This window comes from Fuscovulum ytuae, assembly GCF_029953595.1.
Taxonomy (GTDB): domain Bacteria; phylum Pseudomonadota; class Alphaproteobacteria; order Rhodobacterales; family Rhodobacteraceae; genus Paragemmobacter; species Paragemmobacter ytuae.
Genome location: NZ_CP124535.1, coordinates 444,851 through 468,435, shown reverse-complemented (window position 1 = coordinate 468,435; position 23,585 = coordinate 444,851). Strand labels below are relative to the sequence as shown.

Sequence of the window (23,585 nt, the reverse complement as noted above, 5' to 3'; positions counted from 1 at the left end):
AAGCCATGACCGATCTGCCCGCCTTCGCCGCCCCTGCCGCCGCCGTCACCTTTGTCGGCGCAGGCCCCGGCGCGGCTGCCCATCTGACACTGGGCGCGTTCCGGGCCCTGCAAGCTGCCGATGTCGTCATCCATGACCGCTTGGTCGGGGATGAGGTCATGGCCCTCATCCCGCCGCATGTCACCCGCATCGATATGGGCAAGGAAGGTTTCGGCCCCTCTGCCGCGCAGTCCGCGATCAATGCCACCATCGTGGCCCAAGGCCTGACCGGCGCACGCGTAATCCGCCTCAAGGGCGGCGATTGCGGCATCTTCGGGCGTCTCGACGAAGAGATCGAGGCGGTCGAGGCGGCAGGTCTCTCCTACGCCATCCTGCCGGGCCTGACCTCGGCCACCGTCGCCGCTGCTGCCATCGGGCAGGGCCTGACGAAACGCGGTCGCAACCGCGCCCTGCGCATCGTGACCGGTCATGCGATGGACGGCTTTGCCGAACAGGATTGGCGCGGCATGGCCCGCGCGGGCGAAGTGGCCGCGATCTACATGGGCAAAAAGACCGCCCGCTTCCTGCAAGGCCGCCTGATGATGCATGGCGCCTCGCCCGAAACGCCCGTCACCGTCGTGGAAAACGTCTCGCGCCCCGATCAGCGCGTCCATGCCGCCACCCTTGCCACCCTGCCCGACGCCGTAGCCCTGACCGAAGGCCCCGCCGTCCTCCTCTACGGCATCGAACCCCGCCGCGCCGCGATGGCGCTGACCGAACTGAAGGAAGCCACCGCATGAGCCGCCGCTTCACGCCCAAGATCGTCACCGCCAACCGCCTGCGCGAAGGCGATGTGGTCTATCTCACCGCCGATGACCGCTGGTCGCCCTTCCACCACGAGGCCGAACTGATTGAGGATGAGGCCCATGCCCAGATGCGCCTTCTGCACGCCTCGGCGCAGAAACTTCTGGTCGTGGGGGCCTATCTCGCCGATGCACGCCCCGGTCCGAACGGCCCCGAACCCACCCATTTCCGTGAGGAATTCCGCACCCGCGGCCCCTCGAACTACCACCATGGCAAACAGGCCGATTACGCCTGACGGGAGGCGGCGGGGGCAAACCCCGCCTTCCCCCTTTCGCCCATTCCGTAGGGCGGGGTTCACCCCGCCTCCCGCCCAGATAAAGAAGCCAGAGGCCGCAGATGTATAGCTATTCCGAATTCGACGAAGCCTTCGTCCGCGAACGCGTCGCCCAATTCACAAGCCAGGTGGAACGCCGCCTCGACGGGTCGCTGACCGAGGATGAATTCCGCCCCCTGCGCCTGATGAACGGCCTCTATCTGCAACTGCATGCCTACATGCTGCGCGTGGCCATTCCCTATGGCACGATCAATCCGCGCCAGATGCGCCAACTCGCCCATATCGCGCAGACATGGGACAAGGGCTATGGCCACTTCACCACCCGTCAGAACATCCAGTTCAACTGGCCGAAACTGGAAGACGTGCCGAAGATGCTGCAAGCCTTGGCCGATGTCGGGATGCACGCCATCCAAACCTCGGGCAACTGCGTCAGGAACGTCACTGCCGACCATTTCGCCGGCGCCGCCGCGGATGAGATCGAAGATCCCCGCCCCGTGGCCGAACTGCTGCGTCAATGGTCGACCGATCACCCGGAATTCCAATTCCTGCCGCGCAAATTCAAGATCGCCATCACCGGATCGCCCAATGACCGCGCCGTGACCCGCGCCCATGACATCGGCTTGCGCATGGTCAGAAACGCCAAAGGCGAACCGGGGTTCGAGGTGATCGTCGGCGGCGGCCTCGGCCGGACGCCCATGATCGGCCACACAGTGCGAGAGTTCCTGCCAAAGGCCGACCTGTTGCCCTATGTCGAGGCCGTGCTCAGCGTCTACAACACGCTCGGCCGCCGCGACAACAAATACAAGGCGCGGATCAAGATCACCGTGCATGAAACCGGCAAGGAAGAAATCACCCGCTTGATCGAGGACCGCTTCGCCGAGTTGCGCCCCCTCTTCGGCGGCAATGACCAGAAACTTCTGGCCGAAATCGAAGAGGCCTTCGCCCCCCCCGCGTTCCGCAACGCGCCGACCGATGCCTATGATGCCTTCTACAGCGCCGATCCCACCTTCCGCGCTTGGGCCGACACCAACCTCGCACCCCATCGCAACGCCCAATACGCCATCGTCACAATCAGTCTGAAGGCCCATGGCGCCACCCCCGGCGACGCCACTGCCGATCAGATGCGGCTGATCGCGGATCTTGCCGAAACCTATGGCCATTCCGAGATCCGCATCAGCCACGAACAGAACGTCATCCTGCCCCATGTCCACAAATCCGACCTGCCCACGCTGCATGCAGCGCTGGTCAAGGCGGGCTTGGGCACAGCCAATGTCGGCCTCGTCTCTGACATCATTGCCTGCCCCGGCATGGATTACTGCGCGCTGGCCACAGCCCGCTCCATCCCTGTGGCCCAGGAAATCGCCACCCGCTTCGATGACCTGAAGCTGGAACATGAAATCGGCCCGCTGAAGATCAAGATCTCCGGCTGCATCAACGCTTGCGGTCACCACCATGTCGGCCATATCGGCATTCTCGGCCTCGACCGGGCAGGGGTCGAAAATTACCAGATCACGCTGGGCGGCGACGGCACCGAAACCGCGACCATCGGCGAAAAGACGGGCCCCGGCTTCGCCTATGACGAAATCGTGCCCGCCATCGAACGCATCCTCCGCGCCTATCTGGAGGTGCGGCAGTCGCCCGAGGAAACCTTCCTCGAAACATTCCGCCGCACAGGCATCGCCCCTTTCAAGGCCGCGCTTTATGGCGAGGAAGGCGAAAAGGATGCCGCGTGACACCTCCACCCCGGATGGCAACGTCGCGAACCGCGTCGCCCTTCTGAACGCACGCTACAAACACCACGGCGCGACCGCGGTCTTGGAACATGCGCTCAAGGATGCCGATCTGGGGAAAGTGGCGCTCGTCTCCTCCTTCGGGGCGGAATCGGTGGTGCTTCTGCACCTCGTTTCGGTGATCGCGCCGGAAACGCCTGTCCTCTTCATCGACACCCGGATGCTCTTTCAGGAAACCCTCGATTACCAGCGTGAACTGGCCGAGAAACTCGCGCTCTGCGACATCCGCACGATCCGCGCCCATCCCGGCAAGGTCGCCTTCGAAGACCCCGACGGTACGCTGCATCAGTTCAACACCGATGCCTGCTGTGCTGTGCGCAAGATCGAACCCCTCGAACGCGCGCTGGCCGATTTCGACGGATGGATCACGGGCCGCAAACGCTATCAAGGTGCGACCCGCGATCAGGTGGAATTCTTCGAAGCAGAAGGCGAAACCCGCATCAAGGTGAACCCCCTCGCCCATTGGGGGCGCGAGGATCTTGAGGAATACATGGTCGAAAACCGCCTGCCCCGCCATCCGCTGGTGGCCAAGGGCTATCCGTCCATCGGCTGCGCCCCCTGCACCAGCCCTGTGAAACCGGGCGAAGACCCCCGCGCGGGCCGCTGGCGCGGCAGCCAGAAAACCGAATGCGGCATCCATTTCATCGACGGCAGACCCGTCCGCACCACGACAAAGGAGAACGCGGCATGACCGTGATCGTCACCGATACGGGCTTTGCCCCCGAAGACTGGACCGCACCCTTTGTGGCGCTGGCCGAGATCGCCACCCATCAGGGCGCGCTGGACCTGTCCAACACCGATGACCCGACCGTGCTGCAACCCCATCTGGCAGACCTGCACCTGATCCGCGTGGCCTTCCCCGCCTTCAACGATGGCCGCGCCTTCACCATCGCCCGCCGCCTGCGGATGATGGGCTATACAGGTCGCCTGCGCGCCGTGGGCCATGTGATCGCCGATCAATATGCCATGATCCGCCGCGTGGGTTTCGATGAGGTGGAAATCTCCGATGACCTCGCCAACCGCCAGCCCAGCCCTCAATGGGCCTTCCGCGCCAACTGGCAGGACCACCACTATCAGGCCCGCCTGCGCGCCTGATCGGCCACACCTCCGCCCCTGCGACGCCCCGCGCCCTAGCCGCGCGGTCGATCCTGCTTTATTCCCGAAGAGACCCAGATGACCGAACAAGGTGCCACGATGGACGCCCCCGCCAGAACCGAAACGGCCAAGCCGCACCTGCCCGACGCCCAGACCGTGACCCATGTCACGCATTGGACGGACAGGCTCTTTTCCTTCCGCGTCACGCGGCCCCGCTCGCTCCGCTTCCGCTCGGGCGAATTCGTGATGATCGGCCTTCTAGGCGACAACGGAAAACCCCTGCTCCGGGCCTATTCCATCGCCTCGCCGGCATGGGATGAAGAGTTGGAATTCTACTCAATCAAGGTGCCAAACGGCCCCCTGACCTCGAAACTGCAGCATATCCAGCCGGGCGACGAAATCATCCTGCGCCCCAAACCCGTTGGCACGCTGGTGCATGATGCGCTCTTGCCCGGCAAAAGGCTCTGGTTCCTTGCCACCGGAACGGGCATCGCCCCCTTCGCCTCGCTCATGCGCGAACCCGAGACTTACGAAAAATACGATCAGGTCATCATGATGCACACCTGCCGCGAGGTGGCCGAACTTGAATACGGCCGCCAGTTGGTCGAAAGCCTGAAGGACGATCCGCTGATCGGCGATTTGGTGGGCGACAAGCTTCTCTACTACCCCACCACCACGCGCGAAACCTTTCACCACATGGGCCGCGTCACGGACAACCTCACCTCGGGCAAGGTCTTCACTGATCTGGGCCTGCCCCCGATGAACCGAGAAGAAGACCGCGCCATGGTCTGCGGCTCGCTCGCCTTCAACATCGACGTGAAGAAAATCCTCGAAGATTTCGGCCTCACCGAAGGTGCGAATTCCGACCCGCAGCAATTCGTGGTCGAAAAGGCCTTCGTGGGCGACGGCATCTGATACGCGGTTAGGATTCCAAAGCAAAAGGCCGCGCCGGACCCTCTCCGCGCGGCCTTTTTGCTTCATCTTGGCCCAAATACTCAAAAAAGACCGCGCCCCCCCCCGCGCGACGCCTCAATAAAAAGGGCACGGGGGGGTCCGGGGGGCCAAGGCCCCCCGGCCATCGCATCACAGACCCAGCGCCGCGCGGACCTGATCCACCGCCGCCTGCACCAGCGCCGGGTTCGACGCCGCAGCCTCGACCGCCGCCTTCAAGGTGGTCTTGCTCAGATCATCAAGTTGCGAGGCATCGATCAGGGCCGAGATGCGCGCCACGTCGAAATTCGCCGCATCCAGCGCGGCAGCTGCCTCTGCCTGCACATCCGTCGCGGCCCCCGCGGCTGTATCGGCCACGGCCGCCGCCGCCTCGCCCGCCGCCTCTGCCGTTGCGTCAACGGCAGCGCCTGCTGCCTCACCCGCCGCCTCTGCCGCGCTTTCCAAGGCCTGCGCCGCCTCTGCCGCCGCAGCCGCCGCCGCCGCTTCGGCTTCAGCCGCCGCAGCCGCCGCCGCTTCTGCCTCTGCTTGGGCCGCCGCCTCGGCTGCTGCCGCTGCCGCCGCCTCTTCGGCCGCCCGCTGTGCGGGCACATAGCTGAACTGGTAATAGCCCAGCCCCGCCAAGGCCAAGACGGCCACACCGATGAGTAGGTTCTTGTTCATGCAACTTCTCCTGCTTCCGGCAATCGCGCCGGTTGTGCCGCCGATATGGGACCGAACGCAGCGGAATTGAACCCCGCATAGAACATGCCTTCTGCGACGGGCGGCTTTCCGCCCCGCGGGAAAAGGGACTTCCGCCGCGCTTTCCCCCCGCTTTCCCCTTGCACAGCAAGCGATTCCCGTTGAAACCGCCCCCATGGCCGACTAGATTGCCCGCGCCAATCCGAAACCGCAGAAGGACCACCACCATAGCCCGCAGACCCCACAATGCCCCTCCGCAGCGCGAGACGGGCCCCCGTGTGAACGATCGCATCCGCTCTCCTGAAATCCGCCTGATCGGCGCCGACGGGGAAAATATCGGGGTGGTGACACCCGCCCGTGCCATGGCGCTGGCCGAAGAGGCAGGCCTCGACCTTGTCGAGATCAGCCCGAACGCGGAACCCCCGGTCTGCAAGATCATGGACTTCGGCAAGTTCAAATACGAACAGCAAAAGCGCGAGGCCGAGGCGCGGAAGAAACAAAAGATCATCGAGATCAAGGAAATCAAATTCCGCCCCGGCACGGACAAGCACGATTACGAAGTGAAGATGCGTTCGGTGCTGAAGTTCCTTGAGGAGGGCGACAAGGTGAAGGTCACGCTTCGCTTCCGTGGCCGCGAAATGGCGCACCAGGAACTCGGGCTTGATCTTCTCAACCGCGTGGCTGCCGATGTGGGCGACAATGGCAAGGTGGAATCCATGCCCAAGCTCGAAGGCCGCCAGATGGTGATGATGATCGCGCCGAAGTAAATCGGGCAAGATCACAGCAGCAGGGCCGCTCGGAACGAGCGGCCCTTTCTCATGGCACAGAAAAATTTTCGTCAGAAAATTTTTCACCCCCCGCCGCACCCGAAAAATTTTCGTCCGAAAATTTTTCCCTAACCGCCCCTCGGGGCGGTCCAAAGATTTTTCGAGAAAAATCTTCTACTCAGGTTCCCGCAACTGGGGCCGCAAGGGGATTTCCTTCAACAGCCCCCCCACACCCATCGCGGCAATCTCTGCATCCCCAACCGTCAAGCCGCAGGCCAGCCGCTCCAGCACCCAATCCGCACCGTTCAGGGCCGGGCTGCGGGCGCAACCGGGCAGGCCAATCACGGGCCGCCCCTCAAGATCGCCCAGAAACAACAGATTCCCCGGATCGACCGGCATCCCAAAGCGCGCAACCCGCCCCCCCGCAGCCCGCAGCGCCGCCGGGGCCGTGTCCTCCAGATCGGATGTGGCACTCCCCGTCAGGATCAGCACCATGTCCCCCGGCGCGCGGGCCAGCGCCTCCGTCAGGGCGCTTGCCTCATGCGGGACGCTCTCCACCCCCTCCAATTGCATGCCCAAGGCGCGCAACCGCCCTTCGATCGCCCGCCGCCCCTTGGCGGCGATCTTCGCTTCCAATCCCGGCGCATCGGTCATGACCAGCCCCGCCGAATGCAGGACCACAGGACGCACCCGGATCGCCGCCCGCGCCGCGGCACAGGCCGCCGCCAGCGCCGCCTCCTCGACCCCATAGGCGATGATCTTCACCGTTCCGACCAGCGTGCCTGCCACCACCCGCTGATACGGGGCCAGCGTCGCCAATGTGATCGCCGGATGGACAAGGTTCAGCCGATGGATCGCCGCCGCATCCAGCTCTACAATCCCCGGCCCTACCGCGTTCAGGTTTACCCGCCCCGTAAAGGCCTCTCCCGGCCGCAGCGCCTGCGCCACCGGATCGGGCACCAGCGCCGCCGCCAACCGCGCCGCGGCCTGATCCTCGCCCACATCTCCCGGACCCAGCCGCGCCACCGTCACCCGCGCCAGCCCCGCCGCCCGGAGCGCGGCGATCTCGGCCCTGCCCAGCACCAACCCCTTGCGCAATCGCCCCGCCGGCACAGCCTCGGAATGGGCAAGGATCGCCCCCTCCGCCGCCTCCAGCGCCACCTCGCCGAAGAACACGGGCCTACCCTTTCCGCAAGACTGCGGTGATCTGCGCCATCACCGATACCGCGATCTCGGCCGGGGTCTTGGCCCCGATATCCATCCCAACCGGGGCATGGATGCGGGCAATCTCGGCGTCAGAAAAGCCTTCCGCCCGCAGCCGATCCACCCGCTTGGCATGGGTGCGCGTCGATCCCAGACAGCCAAGATAGAACCCACCCGACCGCAAGGCCACACGGATCGCCGGATCATCCAGCTTTGGGTCATGGGTCAGCGTGACAATGGCCGTCCGCCCATCCGGGGCCAGCGCCTCCAGCGCCTCATCTGGCCAATCCTCCACGATCACCTCGCCGGGAAACCGCGCCGCCGATCCAAAGGCCGATCGCGGGTCGATCAGCGTCCCGTCGTAACCGCAAAGCCGCGCCATCTGCAAAAGCGGCTGGGCAATATGCACAGCACCCACCACAATCAGGCGCAAGGGCGGGTTGTGGATGGCGATGAAGCGGCCATCCTCCTCCATGCCCGATTTGTCGGACCGGAAGCGCGTATCCACCGCCGCCTCTGCCCCCGGCGCAACCAGCGCGCGCTGCCACCCCTCCGGCGTCACCGCCATGGCCACGGGCTGCCGCGCCGCCCGCGCCGCCACCAAGTCGGCCAGCATCGCCTCGGGCAGCGCCTCCGCCCCCTCGCCCACAGGCTCCACCAGCACCCGGATCGTGCCACCACAGGCCAGCCCCACGGCAAAGGCCGTCTCGTCGCTGACGCCAAAGGTCAGGATGCGCGACCGCCGATCCTCCAGCGCCGCCAGCGCCTCGGTCACCACCGCGCCCTCGACGCAGCCGCCCGAGACCGATCCCATGATCTCCCCCTCGCCAGAGATTGCCAATTGGCTTCCCGCCTGCCGGGGGGCCGATCCCCATGTCTCGATCACCGTCGCCAGTGCCGCGCCGCGCCCGGCCCGGTGCCAGTCCAGCGCGATCTCGGGCAGGCTGTCATGTGCCGCGCGTTCGGTCATGTCCTGCACCCTTCCCCTGTTTCGGCCCCGATCATGCGTCGGCGGCCCGCCAGATGCCACTGCCAAAAAGTGCAACCCTTCAGGGAAGCAACCAAAGAAAACGCCGCGGGTTGGGGACCCGCGGCGCACAAGCAGTGTCGAACAGGGAGGAGCGACACGCATTCGGGCAGTGCAAGGGAGTTGGGCCACCCGATAAGTCAGAAACTAACCGCGACTCACCCTTCCCGCCTTGACCTAGGTCAAGTCACCGCAAACTCGCCTGCCGCATCAGCGGCGTGATGATCCGCACCGCCACGCGGCGATTCTGCCGCTCGGCCTCTTGCGTGTTCACCCGCAGGTCCGACTCGCCATAGCCCTGCACCACCATATTCTCCGGCGGCACCCCGAAATATTCGGTCAGCGCCAGCGCCACGCTTTCCGCCCGCCGATCCGACAGGGTCAGGTTCAACGAGGCCGCCCCCACCGCATCGGTATGCCCCTCGATCAGGAACATCTCATTGGGGTTTGCATCGATCATCGACGTCATCAGCCGCCCCAGCGCCGCCAGCGATTCCGCCTGTGTGGCCTTGATCGCCGCCGAACCGGAATCGAAGGTGACGTTGTTCACATCCACCGTCGCCGCCAAACGCCGCACCTGCGGGATTTCGCGGATCTGGCGCAGGCTGAAGGTCCGGCCCAGTTCCTCGGCATCCAGTGCCGCCAGACGGGCGCGCAGCAACGCATCCTCTTCGGATGTGGACAGGCTGATCACCCGCTCCCGTGGCTTGGGCAGGCGCGTCACGTCGATCCGCTCTTCGGGGTAAAGATCATCGATCAGCACGATCTCGCGTCCCAGACTGTCATAGGTTGCGCGGCGCAGAACCCGGCCCGTCGCATCGCGGATGGTGACAACCTGCGTGCCATCGCCACGTTCGACAATCGTGCGGGTCGATCCGTCACGGAAGCTTTCGGTCCTGACCGTGCTGCCCGGACGGCGCAACAGCGTGTCGTCATCCTTGTAGATGTAGTAATCGCCATTGCCGCGCTGCACGACCACCCGGTCGCCCGTGTTCGATACAACCTGATCGCGGTTGGCGTTGATGATCGCCCCCACGGCCAACGCGCCCAACGCGACAAGGCCGAATTTCTGCAAATCGGTCAGCCCGCCATCATCATTCGATGCCGCCGCCGCCGAGGCGAGCGAGGCTGACGCTGGTGCCGTGAAATCCTGCGCCGAAGACCGCGCTGTCGCATCGGTGATCTCTTGCACCACAACCTCGGTCGCCGCCGCCGCGGGGGCGAACTCCACCGGTTGACCTTCCGTCGTTTCGATCGGGGCCGAGGTCACCACGGCTTCAAGCGCGGCAGGGGCCACGTCTTCAGGCTGTGCCAAAAGTTCGCTCAGGGTCTCCACAGCTTCGGCAGGCGGGGCTTCGGGTGCAGCAGGATCGACAAGGATCGCCGGGTCCGTCACCGCCTCAACCGCCTCAAGGATCGGCTGTTCCACCGGGGTCTCGGCAACGGCTTCGCCTGCGCCTGCCTCTGCCGGGGCCTCCTCGGTCAGGGTCGGCTCGGCCGTCGCCTCGGCGGTGGCAGGCGCGTCCAAGGGCGCGGCCTGATCCACGACCGTCTCTTCCACAGGGGCCTCTGCCGGGGCCTCGACAACCGCAGGCGCTTCGGCCGGGGCCTCTTCCGTCAGAATCTCATCCAAAGCTTCGGCAAGGCCGGGGTCCTGCGTCGCCCCCGCCTCTGCCTCAGCCGCTGCCGCAGCCTCCGCCTCAGCCTGTGCCTGTGCCGCTGCTGCCGCTACTGGCTCAGCCTGCGCCTGTGCCGCCGCCGCCGCTTCCGCCTCAGCCTGCGCCTGCGCCGCTGCTGCCGCTTCTGCCTCAGCTTGCGCCTGTGCCGCCGCCGCCGCCTCCGCCTCAGCCTGTGCCTGTGCCGCTGCCGCAGCCTCCGCCTCAGCTTGCGCCTGTGCCGCCGCCTCCGCCTCAGCTTGCGCCTGTGCCGCCGCCGCCGCTTCCGCCTCAGCTTGCGCCTGTGCCGCCGCCGCCGCCTCCGCCTCAGCCTGTGCCTGTGCCGCTGCTGCCGCTTCTGCCGCCGCCGCTTCTGCCGCCGCCGCTTCTGCCGCCGCCGCTTCTGCCGCCGCCGCTTCTGCCGCCGCCGCTTCTGCCGCCGCCGCTTCTGCCGCCGCCGCTTCTGCCGCGAGCTGTTCCATCACCGCATCCAGATCGCAAGGCGCCTCTGCCGTGCCTTCGCACAGCACGCGCCCATCCTCTGCGATCACGCTGCCCTCTTCGGTCAGCGTCTGCGCCATCAGGGGCATCGGTGCCACCTGCGTCAACGCCACCGACAATGCCGTGGTCGAGATCAGAAGCCGTCTCATCCGAAACATCCTTTCCTTGCCACGCGACCAGACCAAGGCCGCGCCTTGCTGCCAGATGACCAGCATCTTCCCTGATATGCGATATCATGGCCCCGTTTGCCCATATCATCGGCAAAGCGGCGCTTAATTTGGGTTATGCCCAGCGCCTCACCCTGCGGGATCGTCCCCGATCATCGCCATCAGCCGCGCCTTTTCGCCCGTATCCCGCGCCTCGGAAATCGCGCGTCCCAAAGCTTCCAGCGAGGCGATGGAATGGCCCGCGCGGAAACTGTCCACATGCGGCAGCATGGCGCGAATCCCCGTGGCCTTGGGCGCGAACCCATCCCAGCGCAACAGCGGGTTCAGCCAGATCAGACGACGACAAGACAGATGCAGCCGCTCCATCTCACAGGCCAAGGCCCCCGTATCGTCACGGTCCAGCCCGTCGGTGATCAGCAAGACCACCGCCCCCTGCCCCAGCACGCGCCGCGACCAATCGCGGTTGAAGGCGCGCAAACAGGTGCCGATCCGCGTCCCCCCCGACCAATCCTGTGCCTCCGCCCCCGCCGCCTTCAAGGCGGCATCCACATCGCGATTGCGCAGATGCCGGGTGATATTCGTCAGCCGCGTGCCAAAGGTGAAGGCATGCACCTTCGCCCAGCCCTGCCCTTTGCGGTTCGCCACCGCATGGACGAAATGCAGCACCAGCCGGGAATATTGGCTCATCGATCCCGAGATATCGCAGAGCACAACCAGATTGGGCCATCGCTCCCCCGGCGCGCGCCGCATCAGGCGCGTGACCTCGCCCCCTTGCCGCAAGGCCGCACGCAGGGTGCGACGCGCGTCGATCCGCCGCCCCGCCAGATCGGCAACCATCCGCCGCGTGACCAGTGGCCGCACCGGCAGCGCCAGCCGCGCCAGCATGCGCTTGGCCTCCGCCACTTCGGCCATGCTCATCTGTTCAAAGTCGAGCGTCTTGAGACGCTCTTCATGCGACATGGTGGCCGAGGCATCGATCTCAATCTGCGCCTCTTCCTCCCCCCCTTCGGACTCCCGTTCCGGCAGGTCGATCCCATTGCCATCCAAGAGCGCCTCTGCCGCCCGCTTTTCCGCCGCATCGGCCAGCCGTTCCTCCTGCACGCCCCGCACGGCGGGAAGAAGAAGCGTCATCATATGTTCAAGGAATTGCGGATCGCGCCAATAAAGGCGGAAGACCTGTTCAAACACCGCGCGCTGTTCCGGGCGGCTGACGAAACAGGCATGCAAGGTCCAGAAGAAATCCACCTTCTCGGTAAACCCCGCCGCCTCGACCGCCCTTATCGCATCGATCACCCGCCCCGGCCCAATGGGCAACCCCGCCCGCCGCAACGCACGGGCGAAATGCGCGATATTGTGGGAAAGCTTGCCATCCTCGGGCAGGGCCAGATCGTCCATCCTTCCGCCCTATCTTGGCCGAGGCAGGGGGGCATCCGCCCCCCCGCACCCCCCGGTTCCCCGAATTGCAGCCAAGGCGCGGCGGGCCAAGGTCGCAAGATGAGTATTTGGGCCAAGATGAAGGGGCGGGCTCACGTGAAGACCAAGCCTTTCTTCACCTCGTCAAGCAGCTTCTTCGCCTCAGACCCCTGCATCTTTTGGATATCGTCCTGATATTTCAGGATCGCACCCAGCGTATCGGCGATCACCTCGGGCGACAGCTGGATCACGTCCAGCGCAAGCAGGCATTTGCACCAGTCGATGGTTTCGGCCACGCCCGGTTTCTTGAACAGATCTTCCGACCGCAGGCGTTGGACAAAGGCCACCACTTCGCGGCTGAGTGCCTCTTGTGCCTCAGGCGCGCGTGCCCGCAGGATTTCCAACTCGCGGTCAAAGCCCGGATAATCGACCCAATGATAAAGGCAGCGCCGTTTCAGCGCGTCATGCACCTCGCGCGTGCGGTTCGAGGTCAGGATGACGATGGGCGGCTCAGGCGCCTTGACCGTGCCAAGTTCGGGAATCGTGACCTGAAAATCCGACAGCGCCTCCAGCAGGAAGGCCTCAAAGGGTTCATCCGTCCGGTCCAGCTCATCGATCAAAAGGACCGGCGCCCCCCCCGGTTGCGGCCGCATCGCCGCCAAGAGGGGCCGTTCCACCAGATAATCCTCGGTAAACAGTTCCGCCCGCAGCGCATCGCGATCGGCACCGCCGCCCGCCTCGGCGGTGCGGATGGCGATCATCTGCGCCGCGAAATTCCACTCATAAACCGCCGAGGCCGCATCCAGCCCTTCATGACATTGCAGCCGGATCAGCCGCCGCCCCAAGGCCGCCGCCAAAACCTTGGCGATCTCGGTCTTTCCGACGCCCGCCTCGCCCTCAAGGAACAAGGGCCGCCCCAGACGCAGCGACAGGAACACCACCGTGGCGAGCGCGCGCGAGGCGACATATCCCTCGGACGCCAGCAGCGTCACCACCTCGTCGATCGATGCAGGCACCGGATGCATGGCTCCCCCTTCCCCGCGATTGTCCCCCATGCTTGGCCCCGCCTCGACAAGGGGTCAAGTCGCCAAGGCCGCGCATGCGACCAATGGAGGGGGCCGCGCAACCCTTGCAACGCGCGCGGCCCCATGCCAACCCTTCGCCATGCGTGTGTTGGCGATCATGACGGTGCGAAACGAAGGCAGCTTCCTTCTGGAATGGCTGGCCCATCATCGCGCGGCAGGCATCACCGACGTTCTTGTGTTTTCCAATGATTGCACCGATGGCACCGATCTGATGCTGGATCGGTTGGCGCAGATGGGATGGCTGACGCATATCCGCAATGACGGCCCGCATGAAAAGGGGCCGCAATGGCACGCCCTGAAAACCGCCGCGGCCCATCCGCTGACCAAATCCGCCGATTGGATCCTTGTTTGCGATATCGACGAATTCGTGAATATCCATGTTGGCAACCGCACCATTCCGGCGCTGCTCGATGCCCTGCCCGAGGCCGACGCCATCACCCTGACATGGCGGATGTTCGGCAATGCGGGTGTCGTGGGCCTGACCGATGCCCCCGTGACCGAAACCTTCCTGCAGGCGGCACCCGACCCGTTGGAATGGCCGTGGCGCGCGGTGATGTTCAAGACGCTTTACCGCAACGATGGTCGCTTTGGACAACCGGGCGTGCATCGTCCCAAGGGGCAGGCCACAGACCGCCAACGCTGGTTCGACAGCGCAGGCCGCCCCCTGCCGGGCGGGCCGCAGCGCATCTTTTCGCCCCTTGGCCAACCGCAGTATCGCCTTGCACAGTTGAACCATTACGCGCTGGGCAGCATGGAAGGCTATCTCGTCAAGGCCGACCGGGGCCGTGCAAACCGCGATGCTTCGGCCTTCGACCTTGGCTATTGGGTGGACCGCAACCACTGCGGGGTCGAGGATCGGTCGATCCTGTCCCTGTCCAGCCGCGCCCTGCGCGATGAATTGATGGCCGACCCCGACCTTGCCCGTCTGCATCGCGCGGCCTTCGACTGGCGGTGCAACAGGTTCCGTGACCTGATGCGCGAGGAAGGATGGCGTGCGCTGTTCGGGCGGCTGATGATGGCCCCGCCCACACGCAGCCTGACGGCGGCCGAGGCGCGCACCATCTGGACCCATGCCCTGCGCCCCGCTGCCGAAACCGATGATTGACATGGTGCCGCCCCCGCCCCACATCCCAAGGGATGGCCGACCCCTGTCCCCATCGCATCGGATCGACCAAAGGATCACGCAATGGCCCGCATCCGCTAAAGATTCGCCATAAACTTGCCCTCACCAGCGCCTAGCTCAGGGGCAAGATAAAGATAGACGGTATCGCGGCAGCACAGGCTCCGAAGCCGCCGCAACAGAAACGAAGATGATGAAAGGGCACAGGCCCATGTCCGACCGCGCCGATGGCGACCTGACTGATCCCGAAGATGCCGCGCCCGATGCGCTGGCAGGCGTCGTCACGCTGCAACGGGCCGAGTGGATCGAAAAGATCGACAGGCTCTGCGCCGAAGAAGGGTATTTTGAGCCGCTTGGACGCCGCCACCACGCCTATTTCCACGATGACGGTCCGGTTCTTCTGGTCACCTTCGAATCACTGGAACGCATCCTCGCACGGCGCGGGCAGATGCCCTTTGGCCACGACCTCGCCCTTGCCAATGGCTGGTCCCACCTGACCCTGATCTGCGAAGGCGAAACATGGTTCCGCGATCCGGCGGTCTGGGGCTATTTCGACCGCCTGGTTGATGACGCTTTCTTCGAAGATTTCGACCGTGTCCTCTTCTTTGGCGCCGGGGCCTGCGGTTACGCCGCCTGCGCCTATTCCGTTTGCGCCCCGGGGGCGAATGTCCTCGCACTCAGCCCGCGCGCCACGCTTGATCCCGCCTTCGCCGGATGGGATCGCCGCAACCTTTCGGAACGCAGGCTCGATTTCACCTCGCGTTACGGCTTTGCCCCAGACATGACCGAAGGGGCGGCGCAGGTGCACATCATCTTCGACCCGACAGTGCCCGAAAATGCGATGCATGCGGCCCTGTTCCGCAAACCTTGGGTGACCCCACTTCCGGTGCGCCATTTCGGCGACTCGCTGGAAAACGCGCTGGAACTCACCGACCTTCTGCCCGATCTCGTGCGGGCGATCTTTGAAAACCGCCTGACGCCGCTTGCCTTCGCGCGGCTTTGGCGCATCCGTCGCCGCTTCCTGCCCTACCTCAAAAACATGCTGCGCAAGGCCGAACTGGCCGGGCGGCCACGGCTTGCATTGATGGTCTGCCGCTCGGTCACGCGGCGGCTGGGCGCGCCACGCTTCCGCAAACGTCAGGCCGATCTGGAACGCCATCTCGGCATCCAAAGCCAGATCGCGCCACCTGAAACCGACGCTGCGGCAACAGATCGGCCATCTCTCGCCACCTCGGCCTGATTTGCGCAGAAGGGGCGGTCGCCTGCCGCAACTCCGCTCTGGAAAGACGGGCGAAGTTGCGCTAGGCGCGGATCATGACCGATCGCCTCACCCTCCGCCGCCCCGATGACTGGCACCTCCATCTGCGCGACGGCGCGATGCTGAAAGGCGTCCTGCCCGAAAGCGCGCGCCACTTCGCCCGCGCCATCATCATGCCGAACCTCGTCCCGCCCGTGGTGACGGGCGATCAGGCCGCCGCCTATCGCGACCGTATCCGTGCCGCCCTGCCGGACGGCATGCAGTTCCAGCCGCTGATGACGCTCTACCTCACCGAAGGCACGGACCCCGATGATGTCGCCGCCGCCCATGCGGCCGGGATCGTGACGGCAGTCAAACTCTACCCCGCTGGCGCCACCACCAATTCCCATTCCGGCGTGCGTGACATCGCCAAGGTCATGCCCGTTCTAGAACGCATGGCCGAGATTGGCCTGCCGCTCTGCGTCCATGGCGAAGTGACCACGCATGAGGTCGATATCTTCGACCGCGAGGCCGTATTCATCGACACCGTCCTCGATCCGCTGCGCCGCCGCCTGCCGGAATTGCGCGTGGTGATGGAACATATCACCACCGAAGAAGGCGTTGCCTATGCAAGGGCGGGCAACGAAAACCTCGGTGCGACGATCACGACCCATCACCTGATCATCAACCGCAACCACATCCTCGCGGGCGGGATCAAACCGCATTACTACTGCCTGCCCGTGGCCAAGCGGGAAAAGCACCGCCTCGCCCTGCGCGCCGCCGCCACATCCGGCGACCCGCGCTTCTTCCTTGGCACCGACAGCGCCCCGCATGTCGACGCGCTGAAAGAACATGCCTGCGGCTGTGCGGGCTGCTTCACCGCCACGAACACGCTGCAACTACTGGCCCATGTGTTCGAGGAAGACTCCGCCCTCGACCGACTTGAGGCCTTCTGCAGCCTGAACGGCCCCGCCTTCTACCGCCTCCCCCCGAACGAGGATCGCATCACCCTGATCAAGGGCGCTGCCGCCCAATGGCCCGCCAAAATCCTGACCGAGGCCGGCCCCGTCACCGTCTTCGACCCCGGCTTCACCGTGCATTGGCATGTTGAAGCCTGACTCCTGCGAAAAATTTTCCCCGAAAATTTTTCGCCCCCACCCCCGCGCCGAAGAATTTTCGGCGAAAATTCTTCTCAACCGCCCCGAAATCTTTCACGGAAAGATTTTGGGGCCTGTCGACAGGACACGCGCCCATGATCCCCACGACCTTCCCGCCCAAAGAGGAAATCGCCCGCCTCACCGCCCGCGCGCTGTTGGAGATCAAGGCCGTCCACTTTAACGCCGAAACACCCTTTACGCTGGCCTCGGGCCTGCCCTCGCCCACCTATATCGACTGCCGCAAGCTCATCTCCTATCCGCGCATCCGCTCGACCCTGATGGATTTCCTCGCCGTGACCATCATGCGCGACGCGGGGTTTGAGGCATTTGACAATATCGCAGGCGGCGAAACCGCAGGCATCCCCTTTGCCGCGCTGGTGGCCGAACGCCTTGCCCTGCCGATGACCTATGTCCGCAAGAAACCCAAAGGCTATGGCCGCAACGCCCGCATCGAAGGCGCGATGACCGAAGGCCAGCGCGTGCTTCTGGTCGAAGACCTCACCACCGATGGCGGGTCGAAACTCTCCTTCGTGGATGCCATCCGTGACACGGGCGCCACCTGCGCCCATACGGCAGTGATCTTCTACTACGGCATCTTCCCCGAAACGACGCAGCGTCTGGCCGATCACGGCGTGGCGCTCCATCACCTCTGCACCTGGTGGGACGTGCTGGCCGAGGCCCGCGCCAGCGCGGCCTTCGACAGCAAGACACTGGCCGAAGTGGAAACCTTCCTCACCGATCCCCGCGCCTGGCAGGCAGCCCGCGCCAAATCCTGAACGAAGCGTAAAATTTCCTGTGGGCGGCCCTGTGGATGCTTTGTGCATGACTCACCCTTCGTCAGGGCCGAAACAGCCCTCGCTGGTGGCAAAGCCGGACAACCGCCGCAAGATGTGGTAGAACAGGCGCACCCCCTGCGACTCGCCGCGTGCTTTTCCACAGGGTTGTTCCTGCCTGTTCCCGCAGGCCGAACCGGGGCATATCCGACCCCGGCAGCAACGAACCGAGGCAGACATGACCGAAATCGCGACCCTCCGCCCCAACCTGCCCACCGCCCCCCAACCCGGCCCGGAACCCGAGGCGCTGCCCCATAATATCGAGGCCGAACAGCAGCTCCTTGGCGCGATCCTGACGAATAACGATGTCTATGATCGCATCGCCGCCCTCGTGAAGGCCGACCATTTCTTCGACCCCGTCCATCAGCGCATCTTCGACAAGGCCGCCGCCCGCATCCAGAAAAACGCGCTGGCCTCCCCCGTCACGCTGAAACCCTTTTTCGAAGATGACGACGGGCTGAAGGAACTCGGCGGTCCCGCCTATCTCGTCCGCCTTGCCGGTGCCGCGATCTCCTCCTTTGCCGCCCGCGACTACGCCCAGATGATCTACGACCTCGCGGTCCGCCGCGAACTCATCTCCTTGGGCCGCGACATCGCCGCCAAGGCCGCCAAGGTCGATGTCACATCCGAACCCCGCGAACAGATCACCGAGGCCGAACAGCATCTCTACAAGCTTGGCGAACAGGGCGTCGCCCAACGCGGCTTCGTCTCCTTTCTCCGCGCCACGACCGAGGCGGTGAATTCCGCCAACGCCGCCTATCAGCGCGGCGGTGGCCTTGCCGGCATCTCGACGGGCCTCGTCGATCTCGACCGCAAACTCGGCGGCCTCCATCCATCCGACCTGCTGATCCTCGCCGGGCGCCCCTCCATGGGGAAAACCTCGCTCGCCACCAACATCGCCTTCAACATCGCCAAGGCCTATCGCCGCGGCCGCCTCTCGGATGGCAGCGAAGGCGCGGTCGATGGTGGCGTCGTGGGCTTCTTCTCCTTGGAAATGAGCAGCGAGCAGCTTGCCGCCCGTATCCTCTCCGAGGCATCCGAAGTTCCCTCCGAACAAATCCGCCGCGGCGACATGACGGAAGAGGAATTCCGCCGCTTCGTCGAGGCCGCCAAATCCCTCGAATCCTGCCCGCTCTATATCGACGACACCCCCGCCCTGCCCATCAGCCAAGTCGCCGCCCGCGCCCGCCGCCTGAAACGGACCCATGGCCTTGATGTGCTGATGGTCGACTACCTCCAGCTCCTCAAGGGCACGGGCCGGGGCGAAACCAACCGCGTGCAGGAAGTCTCGGAAATCACCCAAGGCCTCAAGGCCATCGCCAAGGAGCTCAACATCCCCGTCGTCGCCTTGTCACAGCTTTCGCGGACGGTCGAATCCCGCGACGACAAGCGCCCGCAACTGTCCGACCTGCGCGAATCCGGCTCCATCGAACAGGATGCTGACGTGGTCATGTTCGTCTATCGCGACGAATATTACCACGAACGCCTCAAGCCACCGGAAGAGGATCCCCGCTTCGCCGAATGGTATGAGAAAATGAACCGCGTCCATGGCAAGGCCGAGGTCATTATCGGCAAGCAGCGCCACGGCCCCATCGGCACGGTGGAACTCAGCTTTGAGGGCCGCTTCACCCGCTTTGGCAACCTCGCCCAGCCTTGGCAGGGCGACGGCGGCGGGTACTAGGGGGCGACATGGATCTGCAGCTGAAAGACAAGCTCGTGATCGTCACGGGCGGCGGCCAAGGCATCGGCGGCGCGATCAGCATGGCCCTTGCCGCCGAAGGCGCCATCCCCGCCATCCTCGCCCGCCGCGCCCCTGATCCGGCCTTCCTCGCCCGCCTGACCGCGCTCCAGCCCAAGGCGGGCTGGGTGCAGGTCGATCTGTCCAAAGACGATCAGATCACACAGGCCGTGGACGAGGTGCATGCCCGATGGGGGCAGGTCTACGGCCTCGTGAATAATGCAGGCACCAATGATGGCGTGGGGCTCGACGCAGGCCCCGCCGCCTTCCGCGCCTCGCTCGACCAGAACCTGATCCATTACTACACCCTCGCCCATCTGTTGCAGGATGACCTCAAGGCGCAGCGGGGGGCCATCGTCAACATCTCCTCCAAAACGGGCGTCACGGGGCAAGGCTCCACCTCGGCCTATGTCGCAGCCAAGGCCGCCCAGCTTGGCCTCACCCGCGAATGGGCCGCCGCATTTGCCCCCCATGGCGTGCGCGTGAACGCCGTCATCCCGGCCGAAGTCCTCACCCCCATGTATGACGCCTGGCTCGACACTTTCCCGAACCGCGCCGAAAAACTGGCTGAAATCACCCGCCGCATCCCGCTTGGCCAGCGCATGACGCTTGATACCGAAATGGCCGATACTGTCGTCTTCACCCTGTCTCCCCGCGCGGGCCACACGACAGGCCAATGGCTTTTCGTCGATGGCGGCTATGTCCATCTCGACCGCGCCATGGCAGGCCTGCGCGACTGACCCGCCCCTTCATCTTGGCGGAAAATACTCTCCAGGGGTGAATGGCCGCGCGGGCACCGCGCGGACAGAGGGGACGGAACGTCCCCTGACCACGGAGCCGGAGCGCGGCAGCGCGCAGGCGACAGGAAAGGCTTGCGCGAAGCGCTCCGCAGGATCACGCCTCCGCCACCTCACCCCCCCGCCACCAGAATTCCCTTGACCCCAGCCCCGCCCCTGCCGAAAACCCCCGCATCATGGCCACAGCAACCCTCACCATCGACCTTGACGCCATCGCCGCCAATTGGCGCGCGCTGGATCGTCTTTCCGCCCCCGGCACCCAGACCGCCGCTGTCGTCAAGGCCGATGCCTATGGGCTGGGCATCGACCGTGTCGCCCCGGCCCTCGCCCGCGCAGGCGCGCGGCGCTTCTTCACCGCCGTCGCCGAAGAAGGCGCCCGCCTGCGTCAGATCCTCGGCCCCGGCCCCCAGATCGGCATCCTCGGCGGCCATATGGCGGGCGATACCGAGATGATCCATGATCTCGACCTGACACCGATGCTCAACTCGCTCCAGCAGGTCACCCGCCACCTCGAAGCCCTGCCCGGTCATCCTTTCGGCATCCAGCTTGACACCGGGATGAACCGTCTGGGTCTGGAAGACCCCGAATGGCGCGCCATCGCCCCCATCGTGCTTGAGGCGGGCCCCGATTTCCTGATGTCCCACCTCGCCTGCGCCGATGAACCCGACCACCCGATGAACGCCGCGCAACTGGCGCAGTTCCACCGCATGACCGACGGGCTAGGCATCCCGCGCAGCTTTGCCGCCACGGGCGGCATCCTCCTCGGCCCTGACTACCATTTCGATCTCACGCGCCCCGGCATCGGCCTTTACGGCGGTCAGCCTTTCGCGGATGCGCGTTCCAGCCTGACCCTCTCCCTCCCCGTCATCCAGACGCGCGAGGTGGGGCCGGGCGAAACCGTGGGCTATGCCAATTCATGGACGGCGGAAACCGCCACCACGGTCGCCACGCTTTCCGCAGGCTATGCCGATGGCCTGCCCCGCACGCTGTCAAACAAGGTCCATCTCTGGGATGGCGACACGCCCGTGCCCTTGATCGGCCGCGTCTCGATGGACCTCATCACCGCCGATATCGGCCACTTGGCCGAAGTGCCGCGCAGCCTCGATATCATCGGCCCGCATCAGGGCGTCGATGACCTTGCCGCCATCGCAGGCACCATCGGTTATGAAATTCTCACCTCGCTCGGCCCCCGTTACGCGCGCCGCTATGTGACCCGCCAAGGGGGACAGGCGTGACCGCCCTCACCGCCCCCCTCGCCGCCCTCGGGCGGCCTGTTCTCGCGGCCCTCGCCGCCATCGGCCGCGTGGCGCTTTTCGCCGCGCAGGTCATCAGCCATCTCTTCCGCCCGCCCTTCTACCCGCGCGAAATCCTGCATGCCCTCGTCCAGATCGGCTGGCTCTCGCTGCCCGTCGTGGGCCTGACCGCCGTCTTCACCGGGGGGGCGCTCGCCCTGCAAATCTATTCCGGCGGCGCAAGGTTCAACGCCGAGGCCGTCGTCCCCTCCATCGTCGCCATCGGCATGGTGCGCGAACTTGGCCCCGTCCTTGGCGGGTTGATGGTCGCGGCCCGCGTCGCCTCTTCCATCGCGGCCGAGATCGGCACCATGAAGGTCACCGAACAGATCGACGCGCTGGTCACCCTCTCCACCAATCCGATCAAATACCTCGCCGTCCCCCGCGTTCTGGCCGCCACGCTGGCCGTCCCCGTCCTCGTCGCCGTGGGCGACGCCATCGGCATCGCCGGGGGCTGGCTTGTGGGCGTGAACCGGCTTGGCTTCAACTCAGCCACCTATCTGCAAAACACCGTCGATTTCCTTGAAACATGGGATGTCGTCTCGGGCCTGTGGAAAGGGGCCGCCTTCGGCTTCATCGTGGCGCTGATGGGCTGCTATCACGGCATGAATTCGGGCCGCGGCGCGCAAGGCGTGGGTGCGGCCACGAAATCCGCGGTGGTGGGCGCCTCGGTCCTGATCCTTGCCTCCAATTACATCCTCACCGAACTGTTCTTCTCCGCATGATCACCCTCACCGCCGTCACCAAGACCTTCGGCAAGAACCGCGTCCTGCGCGGGGTGGACCTGACCATCCCGTCTGGCCAAAGCATGGTCATCATCGGCGGCTCTGGCACCGGGAAATCGGTCCTGCTGAAATGCATCCTCGGCCTTGTCCATCACGACACCGGCACCATCACCCTCGATGGTCAGGACGTGACACAGGCCGACCGCGACGCCTTCCTTGCCCGTTTCGGGATGCTCTTCCAAGGTGGTGCGCTCTTTGACTCGCTCCGCGTCTGGGAAAACGTGGCCTTCCGCCTGATGCGCGGCCCCACCAAACGCCCCAAGGCTGAAGCGCGCGAGATTGCCATCGAAAAACTTCGCCGCGTGGGCCTGAAACCCGAGGTCGCCGATCTCTTCCCCGCCGAACTGTCGGGTGGCATGCAGAAACGTGTGGGCCTTGCCCGCGCCATCGCGGCGGAACCGGAAATCATCTTCTTTGACGAACCCACCACCGGGCTTGACCCGATCATGGCTGGCGTCATCAATGATCTGATCCGCGAGATCGTGACAGAGATGGGCGCCACCGCCATGACCATCACGCATGACATGACCTCGGTCCGCGCCATCGCCGACCGCGTGGCCATGCTGCATGACGGCGTGATCCAATGGACAGGCCCGATCGCCGAGCTTGACACCACACCCGACCCTTACGTGCAGCAATTCATCCACGGTCGTGCCACCGGCCCCATCGCCGCGGTGCGCTGATGCTGCTGGATTGGCTGGCAGGGGTTCCGCACACGCTCGCCGCCTCGCCGCTGTTCCGCGCCCTCGCCCTTGCCCTGCCCGTGGCCATCACCGTCGCGGCCATCGCGGGCTGGCGACAAAGGGTCGAAGGCGCAGGGCAATTGGCCCTCTTCGGCATTGTGGTCTGCCTCTGGCTGGGCCTGCCATGGCATTCCACCTATCTGGAACTGCAACAGGCCAGTCTTGTGCTGTCCATCCTGTGCTGGTTCTGGCTGCTCATGGCCTGGGGGCGGCATGTTCTGGGCGACTGGCCCGCGCCGATCTGGGGCCATTGGCTGGTCGGCACGCTGCTTTGGCTGCTGCCGCTGATCGGCACCATTGTCCTGATCCGGGGTTAACTGTTTCCCATACAGAAACGATCCGCCCGCTGCACTGCGATAACCGCCCGTCACGGAGCGTCGACCATAAAATCGTTGCCGAATCCCCCCCGGGCATCCTTTTCTGTGATCGTGGTT

23 protein-coding genes are annotated in these 23,585 nt (G+C 65.2%); 17 read left to right on the top strand and 6 right to left on the bottom strand.

Translation table 11 applies throughout. The features are described from left to right. Window positions 1–5 precede the first annotated feature (5 nt). The 6 genes from cobA to QF092_RS02260 all read left to right on the top strand — a co-directional run bounded on the left by cobA (window position 6) and on the right by QF092_RS02260 (window position 4,917). Entirely contained in the window at window positions 6–779 is a 774-nt protein-coding gene (gene cobA, locus QF092_RS02285; RefSeq protein WP_281467240.1) for a uroporphyrinogen-III C-methyltransferase, read from the top strand. Next, window positions 776–1,078, top strand: coding sequence for a DUF2849 domain-containing protein (locus QF092_RS02280; RefSeq protein WP_281467238.1), 303 nt, complete (start codon window positions 776–778; stop codon window positions 1,076–1,078). The genes cobA and QF092_RS02280 overlap by 4 nt, the downstream gene beginning before the upstream one ends. Before the next feature lie 101 nt (window positions 1,079–1,179). Then, window positions 1,180–2,850 (top strand): nitrite/sulfite reductase, encoded by a 1,671-nt coding sequence (locus QF092_RS02275; protein ID WP_281467236.1) that lies wholly within the window; start codon window positions 1,180–1,182, stop codon window positions 2,848–2,850. Further along, window positions 2,840–3,598 (top strand): phosphoadenylyl-sulfate reductase, encoded by a 759-nt coding sequence (locus QF092_RS02270; RefSeq protein WP_281467234.1) that lies wholly within the window; start codon window positions 2,840–2,842, stop codon window positions 3,596–3,598. The genes QF092_RS02275 and QF092_RS02270 overlap by 11 nt, the downstream gene beginning before the upstream one ends. Next, window positions 3,595–4,002 carry a DUF934 domain-containing protein gene (locus tag QF092_RS02265; RefSeq protein WP_281467233.1) on the top strand — a complete coding sequence of 136 codons (408 nt, stop codon included), beginning with the start codon at window positions 3,595–3,597 and terminating at the stop codon, window positions 4,000–4,002. Before QF092_RS02270 ends, QF092_RS02265 begins: the two co-directional genes overlap by 4 nt. 78 nt (window positions 4,003–4,080) lie before the next feature. After that, on the top strand, window positions 4,081–4,917 hold the full coding sequence (locus QF092_RS02260) for a ferredoxin--NADP reductase (protein WP_281467231.1): 837 nt from the start codon (window positions 4,081–4,083) through the stop codon (window positions 4,915–4,917). A gap of 168 nt (window positions 4,918–5,085) precedes the next feature. Here the strand turns inward: QF092_RS02260 and QF092_RS02255 are convergent, their stop codons facing one another. Continuing rightward, complete coding sequence (locus tag QF092_RS02255; protein WP_281467229.1) at window positions 5,086–5,613, bottom strand: hypothetical protein; 528 nt, start codon at window positions 5,611–5,613, stop codon at window positions 5,086–5,088. A gap of 296 nt (window positions 5,614–5,909) precedes the next feature. Here QF092_RS02255 and infC point away from each other — a divergent pair, with 296 nt between their 5' ends. Further along, window positions 5,910–6,398: a translation initiation factor IF-3 gene (gene infC, locus QF092_RS02250; RefSeq protein ID WP_281467227.1), complete on the top strand. Its 489-nt coding sequence runs from the start codon at window positions 5,910–5,912 to the stop codon at window positions 6,396–6,398. 174 nt (window positions 6,399–6,572) lie between these two features. On the opposite strand, the gene QF092_RS02245 is transcribed toward infC, so the two are convergent. From QF092_RS02245 to QF092_RS02225, 5 genes are all read right to left on the bottom strand, one after another. Further along, window positions 6,573–7,574: a molybdopterin-binding protein gene (locus QF092_RS02245; protein WP_281467225.1), complete on the bottom strand. Its 1,002-nt coding sequence runs from the start codon at window positions 7,572–7,574 to the stop codon at window positions 6,573–6,575. Between the two features lie 4 nt (window positions 7,575–7,578). After that, window positions 7,579–8,571 carry an XdhC family protein gene (locus QF092_RS02240; protein WP_281467223.1) on the bottom strand — a complete coding sequence of 331 codons (993 nt, stop codon included), beginning with the start codon at window positions 8,569–8,571 and terminating at the stop codon, window positions 7,579–7,581. A 244-nt stretch (window positions 8,572–8,815) separates the two neighbouring features. After that, entirely contained in the window at window positions 8,816–10,933 is a 2,118-nt protein-coding gene (locus QF092_RS02235; protein WP_281467221.1) for an OmpA family protein, read from the bottom strand. Between the two features lie 147 nt (window positions 10,934–11,080). Further along, window positions 11,081–12,346, bottom strand: a complete 1,266-nt coding sequence (locus QF092_RS02230; RefSeq protein WP_281467219.1) for a vWA domain-containing protein — start codon at window positions 12,344–12,346, stop codon at window positions 11,081–11,083. A 131-nt stretch (window positions 12,347–12,477) separates the two neighbouring features. After that, window positions 12,478–13,389: an AAA family ATPase gene (locus QF092_RS02225; RefSeq protein ID WP_281467217.1), complete on the bottom strand. Its 912-nt coding sequence runs from the start codon at window positions 13,387–13,389 to the stop codon at window positions 12,478–12,480. Window positions 13,390–13,528: 139 nt separating this feature from the next. Between QF092_RS02225 and QF092_RS02220 the strand changes: the two genes are divergently transcribed. The 10 genes from QF092_RS02220 (at window position 13,529) to QF092_RS02175 (ending at window position 23,468) form a co-directional block, all read left to right on the top strand. Then, on the top strand, window positions 13,529–14,554 hold the full coding sequence (locus QF092_RS02220) for a glycosyltransferase family 2 protein (RefSeq protein WP_281467216.1): 1,026 nt from the start codon (window positions 13,529–13,531) through the stop codon (window positions 14,552–14,554). A gap of 226 nt (window positions 14,555–14,780) precedes the next feature. Then, entirely contained in the window at window positions 14,781–15,809 is a 1,029-nt protein-coding gene (locus QF092_RS02215; protein ID WP_281467214.1) for a phosphoadenosine phosphosulfate reductase, read from the top strand. A 74-nt stretch (window positions 15,810–15,883) separates the two neighbouring features. Further along, entirely contained in the window at window positions 15,884–16,924 is a 1,041-nt protein-coding gene (gene pyrC / locus QF092_RS02210) for a dihydroorotase (RefSeq protein WP_281467212.1), read from the top strand. Between the two features lie 134 nt (window positions 16,925–17,058). Continuing rightward, the gene (locus QF092_RS02205) at window positions 17,059–17,739 is read left to right on the top strand and encodes an orotate phosphoribosyltransferase (protein WP_281467210.1); all 681 of its coding nucleotides are present in this window, start codon (window positions 17,059–17,061) and stop codon (window positions 17,737–17,739) included. A gap of 235 nt (window positions 17,740–17,974) precedes the next feature. Then, a complete protein-coding gene (locus QF092_RS02200) occupies window positions 17,975–19,477 on the top strand; it encodes a replicative DNA helicase (RefSeq protein ID WP_281467209.1) in 1,503 nt (500 codons plus the stop codon). Window positions 19,478–19,485: 8 nt separating this feature from the next. Beyond that, on the top strand, window positions 19,486–20,274 hold the full coding sequence (locus QF092_RS02195) for an L-fucose dehydrogenase (protein ID WP_281467207.1): 789 nt from the start codon (window positions 19,486–19,488) through the stop codon (window positions 20,272–20,274). A 233-nt stretch (window positions 20,275–20,507) separates the two neighbouring features. Further along, a complete protein-coding gene (alr, locus tag QF092_RS02190) occupies window positions 20,508–21,566 on the top strand; it encodes an alanine racemase (protein WP_281467205.1) in 1,059 nt (352 codons plus the stop codon). Continuing rightward, window positions 21,563–22,348 carry an MlaE family ABC transporter permease gene (locus QF092_RS02185; protein ID WP_281467203.1) on the top strand — a complete coding sequence of 262 codons (786 nt, stop codon included), beginning with the start codon at window positions 21,563–21,565 and terminating at the stop codon, window positions 22,346–22,348. The genes alr and QF092_RS02185 overlap by 4 nt, the downstream gene beginning before the upstream one ends. Next, window positions 22,345–23,091, top strand: a complete 747-nt coding sequence (locus QF092_RS02180) for an ABC transporter ATP-binding protein (RefSeq protein ID WP_281467201.1) — start codon at window positions 22,345–22,347, stop codon at window positions 23,089–23,091. Before QF092_RS02185 ends, QF092_RS02180 begins: the two co-directional genes overlap by 4 nt. Next, a complete protein-coding gene (locus QF092_RS02175) occupies window positions 23,091–23,468 on the top strand; it encodes a hypothetical protein (RefSeq protein ID WP_281467199.1) in 378 nt (125 codons plus the stop codon). The genes QF092_RS02180 and QF092_RS02175 overlap by 1 nt, the downstream gene beginning before the upstream one ends. Window positions 23,469–23,585 lie beyond the last annotated feature (117 nt).